Origin of the sequence: Halomonas sp. IOP_6 (assembly GCF_021151565.1) — a bacterium.
Lineage (GTDB): Bacteria > Pseudomonadota > Gammaproteobacteria > Pseudomonadales > Halomonadaceae > Vreelandella > Vreelandella alkaliphila.
This window is the reverse complement of sequence record NZ_JAIRBO010000013.1, coordinates 63,488-73,992: the sequence shown is the minus strand read 5'-3', so window position 1 is coordinate 73,992 and position 10,505 is coordinate 63,488. Positions and strand designations below refer to the sequence as shown.

The following is a 10,505-nucleotide window of genomic DNA, read 5'->3' as shown; positions in this document are numbered from 1 at the left end:
TCAGTTGTCGGTATCCCATACTCTGCTTCACTTTGGTCGGTAAGGCGGAGAGGGTACCGCTGCTGGCCCTCCTGCCTCTACCGTATGATCCAAAGTGCTGCAGTTATTCTATGAATTCAGGACATAAGGACGATTTCAAGCGCAGCAAGGATTCCAGAAAACCTATCTCAGAAACCCATCTCAGAAACCTATCTCAACAAGACATAAGACCATGCTTTAGTAGCGAGCTGCTTACGTGAGGAAGTATACGCTTGATAGGTATCATATTGCAGGGCACTTACACTGATTGGAGGTGCTTAGCCAGGGGCGCGCAATCGCCTTCTGGTCTTTAGGCATTACTTTTTTTGACAGCGCATCTTCCATAGCTTTGACCTGAATAAACCGCCAGATAGGTAGTTTTTATCTCATTGCTTCTCTCGCCTCAAGACGACCATGATTTTAAAACTTGCATTCCACTATACTGCTATGAAATCTAACTAATAAAAAAAACCGGCCTCGCAATGAGGCCGGTTCTATATCACTTACAGGGGTTACCTGCTAAGCATTGCGATGGAGCCAAGCTTAGAAGTGGTAACGCGCGCCTGTTAGCCAGTAAACGTTGTCAGTCAGATCGCTCAGAGTAGTTTCGTCACGATTGATGGACGGTGCGTCGCCATCAGCAACTTCTACGAAAACATCAAACGCGCTGGAAACTTTGTAGTAAGAACCCAGAGACCAAGCGTTGCTGTTATCGTTCTCTTCGCCTTCAGGACTGATACCATCGCGGCTGACGTGGTAGTAGTCACCAGTGAACGCCCAAGGACCTGTGGTGTAAGTCGCACCAACACCAACCTTGTCGTAGCCGTTTTCGCGGAGACGCAGGTCTTCGTTGTTTTCACGACCTTCGTAACCTAAACGAACTGACAGCTGATCATTAACGGCGTAAGAACCGATCAGACCACCCAGCATTTCGCCGTTACCGCCACCACGCTGAACGTCGTCAACGAAGCCAAGAGCTACAGTGACAGGACCTTGCTCGTAGCGTACGCCACCTTGTGCAGCAACTACATTACCTTCTTCGCGAACTGGTTCAAGTTCGCCACGCTCGCTGTAGTGTTTCAGCTGCAGGAAGGCAGTCCAGCCTTGAAGATCAGGCGTGTAGTAACCGATAGAGTCGCCACGCGACTGCTTCGGGTGACCAGCGAATTCTAGACCACGGTCGATGTAAACATCGAACGGCAGAGAAACAAACTGGTTGTAGAAGCTGTCGAAGTTACCAGCTTGAACGGTACCGTACTGCTTGCTTTGCAAGCCCAGGTAGCTCTGACGAATTTCAGTGAAGCCAGACTCGGTGTAACGCTCGTCGCCTTTGAAGCGCCACTCTAAACGACCGAAAGCGGTCAGGTCAGAGTTAACTTCTTGGCTCATACGCAGGCCGAGGCGAGAATAGACATCAACAAATTCCGGACTCTTGTCAATTTCTTGACCTTCGTCGTTGAACTCGGGGCCACCACCAGCGATACCCATGGCGATACGGCCATAGACGTCAAGTTTGGTGCCGTCTTGGTCATAAACGGTAGCTGCTTGAGCGGCAGCAGAGGCACCGAGGGCGCCAATGATAGCAGTCGCTAAAAGTGTCTTTTTCATGATGTAGGTTCCTTAACTAGCTTACTGTTTCGATCGTTACCGCAAACTTATTGTGAAGTCTGCAGCTGGCTTGCGGGCCATGCTCTTTATGCCATCCTCCGGTTTTTCCCGGTGGTATGCGGCATGTCCTCAACTAAGCCTTGTTATAGTCCAATGCTCGCAGGTCAAACTCTATACTGGGATTCCAGTGAACGCAATAGAAAAAAACAGTGTTTTTTTACGATTTGCATTTTTTTAAGGAACCCATGAGTAACTGACTGGTCTCAGCGCCCGGTAAATTTCTGCTGAAGCCCTCTTAATTTATCCTCTAAGCTAAGCGGTTTAGCTGCTTCAACTTTTTCCTTCGCTTCATTCATCCCCCGTTGCTCATGCTCTTTCATAGCTGCGGGGGTAGCATTATTTGGTGCCTTTTGAAGCACTTGTTTCGATGCTTGTTTTGAAGACTGCTTTGAAGACTGTTTTGAAGATTGCTGCGACTTTCTATTTTCTGAAGACTGTGCTTGCTTTGGTGTATTGCTGTCTTGCTTATCTTTTCGCCGCTCACTGGCATGTCGCGCCGCTTCTTTATCGACTTTGCCTGCTGGGTTTCCATCTAAATCGATTCGCTCAGCACCTTCTCGCATGGATTTCACATAGCGTGGCAAATTCACATAGTTAGCTAATGCTCGGCGAATCAACTTCCCCGACCAGGGTTCTCGCTGGGCTAAATCCTGATGAATGCCCACTTTTAGCGGTTTAGTATGTCCAGTGAAAAACGCGTGCGGATAGCGTTTATACCACTGACGCAAAAGCGCTTGCGGGGAGGGTGGCTGCGGCACAGCTTCTGTTTCGGCCGTTACTGTTTCTGTCGTTACTGTTTCTGCCGTTGCTTTCTCTTCACTCATGGATCTTGAGGCTAACGCTTCTTCTGGCGTTTGCTCTACGGCCATTGAGTCGGACTTTTCTGAAGAGGGCTTTGCATCTACTGCAGACGGCTCAACGGCAGACACATCAGACTGGGCTGGATCTTGTAGCGGCTGCGAAGGCGGTTGGGTCTGGGGCATTTGGTTTGCCAACTGCCTTTTGAGCATTTCGTTCTCTTCACGCAACGCGTTCAATGCGGCTTTGGTCTGCTCAAGGTGCGTTTCCAATGTTTCTAGCAGATCCAGTACTGTTGCGGCCATAACCCCCTCCTTCTTTGCGCTGATCAGTCGGCGATCCGCTCATAGACTACAAAGTCGTATTGAGGCTGCCCTTCTGCTGGCTTGCCCGCGACACGCTGAACTTCCTGCCACTCATCCATGGAGAATTCGGGGAAAACGGCATCACCATCGACATCAATATCCACTTCAGTGATATAGAGGCGCTGGGCATGAGGAAGCGCTTGTCGATAAATTTCTCCCCCTCCCATCACCATAATTTCTTCTGCTGCTTCAATGGTGGCCTGCTGGTCGGCTAATGCCAATGCTGCTGGTAGCTCATGACATATCCGCACGCCTTCGGCGGCAAAATTTGGATCACGGGTTACTACAATATTGAGCCGATTGGGCAGCGGTTTACCTATTGATGCGTAGGTTTTGCGCCCCATCACAAGCGGCTTAGCTTGAGTCATGCGCTTGAAGAACTTTAGATCTTCCGGTAGGTACCAAGGTAACTTACCTTCGACCCCAATCACCCGGTTTTTGGCCATCGCCACAATCATCGCTATCGGCACCAGGGGATCATAAGCATGTTGCTGCTGACTCATACTGCCACCTCCGCTTTGATATGGGGGTGCGACTCATACTCTTCGATATTGATATCGTCAAAGGTGAAATCAAACAGATTGGTTACCTGAGGGTTAAGCGACAGTCGCGGTGGCGCTTTAGGCGTGCGACTCAACTGCTCCCGAGCCTGCTCTAGGTGATTGCTGTAAAGATGGGCATCACCCAACGTATGTACAAACTCGCCGGGCTCCAGGCCAGTTACCTGCGCCACCATGCTGAGCAGTAGCGCATAGCTTGCAATATTAAACGGCACACCTAAAAAAATATCCGCACTGCGTTGGTAAAGCTGGCACGATAAACGCCCATTAGCCACATAAAACTGAAACAAACAGTGGCAAGGCGGCAATTTCATTTCATCAACTTGACCTGGATTCCAGGCTGAAACAATCAGTCGCCGTGACTGAGGCGTCTTGCGAATCTGCTCCAACACATTAGAAATCTGGTCGACACTACCGCCATTGGGGCTCGGCCAACTGCGCCACTGATAACCATAGACCGGACCAAGATTACCGCTTTCATCAGCCCACTCGTCCCAGATACGTACGCCATGCTCTTTGAGATACCCGATATTGGTATCACCTTTAAGAAACCACAGCAGCTCATGAATAATAGAGCGCAGGTGCAACTTTTTAGTGGTTAGCAGCGGAAAACCACGGGAGAGGTCGAAACGCATTTGATGACCAAACACTGAGCGTGTACCAACACCAGTGCGATCATCCCGATCCACGCCTTGCTCCATTACGGTGCGCATTAGGTCGAGATACGGCTGTTCTAGCGCTTCTTTCGGCATGGGCGTTATTGCAGTCACAGAAATTCCAGATTAACAGGCAATTTAATTGGGTATTCTAGGCTGGTAAAGGGGGGTAGGTCGAGCCTAATTAGACCACTTTCGCGGGTGCGCTGCGCTTACCACGCGCTACAAAACCTTTAATGTCAATCTATTGCGATTATCGTAGCGCGTGGTAACGAATCTTGTGAGGAACGAGCAAATGAGGCACCCGCGACGGGAGCCCCCGCTCTGCTTAATAACAGCGTCGCTTCGCGCTGGAGCACCATCGCGGGTGCGCTACGATTACCACGCGCTACACCTTGGCATCGGTGGGTTGATGACGCGACCAGGCGATAAAAACGAGGCCTAACGCGATCATCGGGAGCGTGAGCAGCATGCCCATGGTGAACCAGCCAAAGGCGAGATAGCCAATGTGGGCATCCGGCATACGTACAAATTCAACCATAAAACGGAAGACGCCGTAGCCTAACAGGAATAACCCCGAGACCAACCCTCTGGCGCGCGGCTTGGCAGATACCCACCACAGGATGGCAAACAGTACGATACCTTCCAGAAAAGCTTCGTACAGCGCTGAAGGGTGGCGTGGCTCTGGTCCCATACCAGGAAATGGCATGCCCCAGGGTAGTGACGTTACCCCGCCCGGCAACTCATGGTTGATAAAATTACCAATCCGCCCAGCGCCTAAACCAATGGGTACCAGCGGGGCGATGAAGTCGGCGAGGGTGAAGAACGCCAGTTGTTTACGACGTGCAAATAGCCATGCGGCAAGCAGTACCCCTAATAAACCGCCATGGAAACTCATGCCGCCATCCCATACGCGGAACACCCATAGCGGGTCAGCCGTCCACTGCCCTAGGCCGTAAAACAGGGCGTATCCTAATCGCCCCCCCAGCACCACACCAATGGCGCAGTAAAAAAGCAAGTCACCGATATCATCTTTCGTAAGCCCAATACGTGGCGCCCGTTTACATCCTAGCCACCATGCCGCCACAAACCCCACCACATACATTAAGCCGTACCAATGAACCTGCAGCGGACCAAGTGAAATCGCTACCGGATCGATATCTGGGTAATTAATCATCGAGACTCTCTAAAGCAAACAGGAAGAAAACAGCAGCGTGGCATAGGTGAATTACGCCAATATGAAGCGCAAGCCCACTATGGCCAACAGCGTTGCAAATGAAAACCTCAATACAGTGGCTGGGAGCACGTGAGCCAAACGAACGCCAAGCCGTGCAAAAGGTACACTGGTTAGCACAATGCCGATAAAGGCAGGCCACATGACAAAGCCGGTCGCCCATTGGGGAAGAAGCGGATTACCCCATCCCACAACAATAAACGTTAACGCACCAACCATCGCTATTGGTAAGCCACAGGCGGCAGAGGTTCCCACCGCTTGGGTCATGCTTGCACCACACCGTGAAAGCCAAGGCACTGTCATTGTGCCTCCTCCAATACCAAACAGTGCTGATATGACGCCTACTACGCCGCCAGCAATGGTCATCGCAACATTTCCTGGTGGCGAACTACCGGGCTTTGGCGAAAGGCCAAACACCATTTTGGTTGCTAGCAGCAATACAAACACCCCGAATAACGTTCCCAAAACGGTGCCAGAAAGGTTGTCTGCGATAAATACACCACCGATAGCCCCCAACATAAGTCCGGGTAACAGCGCCATGAACCATGGCTTATGAATACTACCTTTTCGGAAGTGCCCTAATGCTGACGAAGCCCCGGTGACGACGATCGTCGCCAGTGAGGTGCCTACTGCAAGATGCATGGTAATTTCAGGAGCAACCCCCTGTAGACCAAATGCAAAGACAAGCGCAGGCACAATAATTAAACCGCCCCCCACCCCAAACAAACCAGCCATGGTGCCCGCCACTGCGCCTAGCAACAAATACCCTGCTAAAATACTCAATACTGTCATTTATCCTGCACCTGGTTATTCGCGCTGGGTACCCACTTAGTAATCATGCTGAGTAGTGTTTCAGGCTTGTAGGGCTTAGCTAGCACGTCATCCATACCGGCAGCGTTATAAGCGCCATTACCAGCACTATCAACGTTTGCAGTGAGAGCAATCAAGACACTGCGTCGCTGACCGCCACCAAGACGCTCAAAGGTCCGCCAGCGACGTGCTGTTTCTAGCCCATCTAAGGTCGGCATAAAAATATCCATAAACACGAGATCATAAAAAACCGTTTGCTGGCAGTCCAAAGCCTGCTCCCCACTGCTGACGCCGTCTACCTGCAGCCCCTGGGTTTCCAGCATTTGGCGTGCCAGCATTAAATTAACGGGGCCATCGTCTACCACCAAGATACGTAGTTTGCGCTCAGAAGCTGGAAGCGGCTGCTCATAAGCATCTGTTTCGTTAGCACTTTGCTGAACAAAATTAGTAAGCAGTGCGCGTATATCCGCCAGCCGCTCTCGCACGTGAGTAATATTCTTGTGACATGTTTCTGAATTATCCATCTGCAACATATCGCCCAAATGATCAAACAGACTGTCGGCTTCACGCTGAAGTAACGTTAGATAACCAGACTTCAAGCGTGACTCTTCCCGCGCGCGGTCGCGCCCAGCAATGAGATGCTTCAACTGTTTTTGCTGGTGATGAAGGTCATCAAGCAAGGTTTGATCGGGTCGGAACGGCTCGCTTAAAGAAGCCGGATGCTGGACATCCTCACCTGCGCGAATGACATCCGCCAACAGCTGATTGACCATCGCTAAGCGGTTAAGTGGCAGCCCTTCACTGACGTCTTCCGCCTGTGAATCAGCCTGCTCCGCTTGTCGATTAACCAATTGGGCTGCTTGGCGCTCTAACTCGGCCAACTCTTGCATGCAACTGGCGTCTTCTTGCTTTGCGCGACTTTTAACCAGCATCAAGAACACGCCAACGTTTAAACAACTACCCAGTAGCAACGCAAGGGTCAACCACAGGGTGGTGCTCCATGACGTTTGACTAGGGGAAAGCCCCCAAACCACCAGCCCTACCAGCACACAAAGCAGTACCAAGGCCGCCTGAATGAGTAAAAGAGGCCACAAAGTAGGCCAGACAATCGCATTCCAGAAGTGCTCTCGCTGATAGCGTTGCATAGTATGCGCCTTCCTAGGTGGCTTCTAAAATATTGCGCCTCAACATGCTGGCAGCCATAGCGTGGCTAAGCATATTTATATTAATGTTAAGTGTATGTCTACGCCTCAATACTGTCATGCCACACTGGCTAATTGGGTTCCTGTTACTCTTCGTGAGCCTTACTTATGTGCTTAATCACCTTTTCTTGGTCCCCTGGCTCTTCTATACCATTACGCTTGGCAGGCAATCGAGATGAATTCCACCAGCGGCCCACTGCCCCTCTTGCTCATTGGCAAGAACACACCGCCGTACTGGGTGGACGCGACTTGGAAGCCGGTGGTACGTGGTTAGCCGCTAACTCCCAAGGCGTTGTTGCAGCGTTGACCAATGTGCGTGATCCAGTACTGGCCACACCCGTCAACGCACCCAGCCGAGGCGAACTCGTTGCTAGCGTGTTACAAAGCGACGATGTCGAAGCATGGCTTAAAGCGAAAGAACGCACGACCGCGCATCGCTATGCCGGATTTAATCTCTTGGTTGCGACACAACACCACATGTGGCACCTGCACCGTGGCCGCCATGGGGTAGCACTTAATAGCGTGCCTCCTGGGGTACATGGCTTGTCAAATGCAACCCTGAATACCCCCTGGCCAAAATTAAACCTGGTTCGCGACGCCTTGTTAAATAGTAATGACGAACAGTGGCAGGCCGCGACGCAATTTGCACTGCATAACCCGCAAACCGCACCTGATGAGCAGTTGCCAGATACTGGTGTAGGCTTAACGCTGGAGCGCCAACTCTCTGCCGCGTTTATTGTTGGCGAACACTATGGCACCCGGGCAACCACATGGTTAACGCTAAACCACCGAGGGCAAGTGACGATTACCGAGCAGCGGTTTGGCCCACTCGGTCGTTTTGAGGGAGAAACCACGTTGACGACACCCTCCCCACTGATACCCAATCAGCCCCAGCATTAATCTCGCGGCGGCATTAAGTGTGATAGCTGCCACTCATCCATACGCTGATTGAGATGTTCATGCACCAATGCTGGGGTATCCAGATCCATGATTTCTTTAAGCAGCGTTTGCGCATCTTGCATTGGCACTCGGCGAATAGCAGCCCGTACCCTGGGCAAACTAGGGGCATTCATAGACAGGCTAGTAAATCCCATGGCCATTAATAGCAACGCACCAGCAGGGTCACCCGCTAATTCGCCGCAAAGCGATATAGGCTTTTCTAGACGAGTGGCATCCTGAGCGAGTTCTTGCAGCGCACCCAGCAGCGCTGGGTGCAACGCATCGTACAGACTAGATACGCGAGGATTATTGCGATCCACCGCGAGCAAATACTGCGTTAAGTCGTTACTGCCCACCGAGAAGAAATCGACTCGCTTTGCCAGCGCATCCATTTGGTAAATAGTCGCAGGTACTTCAATCATCACGCCTACTTTAGGCCGCTCGACATCAATGCCCTCTTCACCTAGCTCAAGAATGGCACGATCCAGTAGACGAATCGCTTCGTCCACCTCTTCCACATTGGTAATCATCGGGAAGAGCACGTAGAGATTATTCAAGTCATGCGATGCTTTCAGCATCGCACGCAGCTGTACCATCAATACTTCTGGGTGATCGAGGGTTACCCGCATTCCCCGCCAACCCAAGAATGGATTAGCTTCCTCAATGGGAAAATAGGGAAGGTCTTTATCGCCACCGATATCCAGCGTTCGCATGACTACCGGTAGTGGCGCAAAGCCTTCTAACTGCTCGCGGTACATACGCATTTGTTCTTTCTCACCGGGGAAGCGCTCAGTAATCATAAATGGCACTTCGGTGCGGTATAGGCCTACGCCGCCGATTCGGCTTTTCAGCAACGCTGAGGCATCAACCGCCAGCCCGGTATTTACCATCAGCGGCATGGCATAGCCATCCGGTGTTTCGCTGGGCAGGTCTTGTTCGTGCTCCAGCAACTCACTCAGTGCTGCTTCTTCAGCAATCAAGCTTTCGTAGCGAGTTCTTAGCTCTGGCGCTGGCCGCACAAACAATCGCCCTCGGTGGCCATCAAGCACTACCGGGGCGCCATTTAAGCGCGGCAGCGGGAGATCCATCATCCCAAGCACCGTCGGAATCCCCATAGCCCGGGCAACAATAGCAACATGCGAGGTACTCGAACCACGCACGGATACCAAGCCCTTTAGCTTGTCCCTTGGCACCTCTCCCAACATGGCAACGCTGATTTCATCACCTACTAAAATGGCGTTTTCTGGGTAGGTTTCTGGGGTCGAAGGCGTGTCTTCTTGCAGATGCGCCAGCACACGACGACCAAGATCGCGAATATCCGCCGCACGCTCACGTAAATAATCGTCGTCTACGCGTTCAAGGTATTGCACATGGCGGCGCACGACATCGGCTAACGCACCAGGTGCCCACTGCCCTTCACGAATACGCTTTTCCACTTCTTCAGAGAGCGCCGCTTCGCCAAGCATTTGCTGATAAACATCAAACAGCGCCAGCTCTTGGGAAGAAATACGGTTAACCAAGCGCTCTGCCGCTGCGCGGATTTCATCGCGTGTTTTGCCAATGGCTTCTTTTAGCCGTGCGACTTCGTAATCTTGATCGCTCGGAATAAGATCAGGCACGCTGTTCAGATCAGCGGGCGGCGTAATCACTACCGCTTCCCCCATCGCCATTCCTGGAGAAGCTGCCACGCCTTTAAACATAGCTTGGCCACCCGGCAGCGCAGGGCGAGCAAGGTTACCGGTAGCGAGTGCGTGAGCCAGCACACCTGCCAACTGAGCAGCCATAGTGACCAGAAAAGCTTCATCTTCGTCGTCGTACTGACGTTTTTCAGCTTGCTGTACGACCAAAACGCCCAGCATGAGGCGCTGATGGATAATCGGCACCCCTAAGAAGCTTGAGTAACGCTCTTCGCCAGTTGCTTCAAAATAACGAAAGTGAGGGTGGCTTTGCGCATCTTCTAAATTAAGCGGTTCGCTGCGCTTAGCCACTAGACCTACCAAACCTTCGCCTAGCGGTAGCACAACGCGGCCTACCGCTTGCGTGCGAAGGCCAATCGTCTCCATCAATACTAGCGACTCGAGCTCCTTATCGTATAGATAGAAGGAGCACACATCCGTCTGCATGGCCTTTCGTATGCGGCGTACCATCGTTGACAGCGCGGCGTCGAGGTTTCGTGCGCCATTCACTTCTTGAATAACGCGTCGCAGCACCTCAAGCATGGACGTTTTCCTATTCACTATTATTTGCCTCGCTGA

At 51.7% G+C, this 10,505-nt stretch carries 9 protein-coding genes; 1 reads left to right on the top strand and 8 read right to left on the bottom strand.

The window, feature by feature from the left end; all coding sequences use genetic code 11:
• Positions 1-561 precede the first annotated feature (561 nt).
• The 7 genes from K7H08_RS17340 to K7H08_RS17310 form a co-directional block, all read right to left on the bottom strand.
• Positions 562-1,626 (bottom strand): porin, encoded by a 1,065-nt coding sequence (locus K7H08_RS17340; RefSeq protein ID WP_231658618.1) that lies wholly within the window; start codon positions 1,624-1,626, stop codon positions 562-564.
• Between the two features lie 263 nt (positions 1,627-1,889).
• On the bottom strand, positions 1,890-2,789 hold the full coding sequence (locus tag K7H08_RS17335; RefSeq protein WP_231658617.1) for a ProQ/FINO family protein: 900 nt from the start codon (positions 2,787-2,789) through the stop codon (positions 1,890-1,892).
• 23 nt (positions 2,790-2,812) lie between these two features.
• Positions 2,813-3,352: a dihydrofolate reductase gene (locus K7H08_RS17330; protein WP_038486008.1), complete on the bottom strand. Its 540-nt coding sequence runs from the start codon at positions 3,350-3,352 to the stop codon at positions 2,813-2,815.
• Positions 3,349-4,179: a thymidylate synthase gene (locus K7H08_RS17325; protein ID WP_415965393.1), complete on the bottom strand. Its 831-nt coding sequence runs from the start codon at positions 4,177-4,179 to the stop codon at positions 3,349-3,351. The genes K7H08_RS17330 and K7H08_RS17325 overlap by 4 nt, the downstream gene beginning before the upstream one ends.
• A 274-nt stretch (positions 4,180-4,453) precedes the next feature.
• Positions 4,454-5,242 (bottom strand): prolipoprotein diacylglyceryl transferase, encoded by a 789-nt coding sequence (gene lgt / locus K7H08_RS17320; RefSeq protein ID WP_231658616.1) that lies wholly within the window; start codon positions 5,240-5,242, stop codon positions 4,454-4,456.
• Positions 5,243-5,293: 51 nt separating this feature from the next.
• Positions 5,294-6,091 carry a sulfite exporter TauE/SafE family protein gene (locus K7H08_RS17315; protein WP_038486017.1) on the bottom strand — a complete coding sequence of 266 codons (798 nt, stop codon included), beginning with the start codon at positions 6,089-6,091 and terminating at the stop codon, positions 5,294-5,296.
• Entirely contained in the window at positions 6,088-7,254 is a 1,167-nt protein-coding gene (locus K7H08_RS17310) for a response regulator (RefSeq protein ID WP_038486020.1), read from the bottom strand. Before K7H08_RS17310 ends, K7H08_RS17315 begins: the two co-directional genes overlap by 4 nt.
• Positions 7,255-7,419: 165 nt before the next feature.
• Here K7H08_RS17310 and K7H08_RS17305 point away from each other — a divergent pair, with 165 nt between their 5' ends.
• Positions 7,420-8,211 (top strand): NRDE family protein, encoded by a 792-nt coding sequence (locus K7H08_RS17305; RefSeq protein ID WP_231658615.1) that lies wholly within the window; start codon positions 7,420-7,422, stop codon positions 8,209-8,211.
• Here K7H08_RS17305 and ptsP read toward each other — a convergent pair.
• Positions 8,208-10,469 carry a phosphoenolpyruvate--protein phosphotransferase gene (ptsP, locus tag K7H08_RS17300; protein ID WP_231658614.1) on the bottom strand — a complete coding sequence of 754 codons (2,262 nt, stop codon included), beginning with the start codon at positions 10,467-10,469 and terminating at the stop codon, positions 8,208-8,210. The two genes, K7H08_RS17305 and ptsP, sit on opposite strands and share 4 nt — an antisense overlap.
• Between the last annotated feature and the right edge of the window lie 36 nt (positions 10,470-10,505).

Excerpts from the sequence above, each read along its gene's own strand:
- ptsP (WP_231658614.1), bottom strand. The coding sequence starts at position 10,469 with ATGCTTGAGGTGCTGCGACGCGTTATTCAAGAAGTGAATGGCGCACGA.
- K7H08_RS17335 (WP_231658617.1), bottom strand. The coding sequence starts at position 2,789 with ATGGCCGCAACAGTACTGGATCTGCTAGAAACATTGGAAACGCACCTT.
- K7H08_RS17310 (WP_038486020.1), bottom strand. The coding sequence starts at position 7,254 with ATGCAACGCTATCAGCGAGAGCACTTCTGGAATGCGATTGTCTGGCCT.
- lgt (WP_231658616.1), bottom strand. The coding sequence starts at position 5,242 with ATGATTAATTACCCAGATATCGATCCGGTAGCGATTTCACTTGGTCCG.
- K7H08_RS17315 (WP_038486017.1), bottom strand. The coding sequence starts at position 6,091 with ATGACAGTATTGAGTATTTTAGCAGGGTATTTGTTGCTAGGCGCAGTG.
- K7H08_RS17340 (WP_231658618.1), bottom strand. The coding sequence starts at position 1,626 with ATGAAAAAGACACTTTTAGCGACTGCTATCATTGGCGCCCTCGGTGCC.
- K7H08_RS17330 (WP_038486008.1), bottom strand. The coding sequence starts at position 3,352 with ATGAGTCAGCAGCAACATGCTTATGATCCCCTGGTGCCGATAGCGATG.
- K7H08_RS17305 (WP_231658615.1), top strand. The coding sequence starts at position 7,420 with ATGTGCTTAATCACCTTTTCTTGGTCCCCTGGCTCTTCTATACCATTA.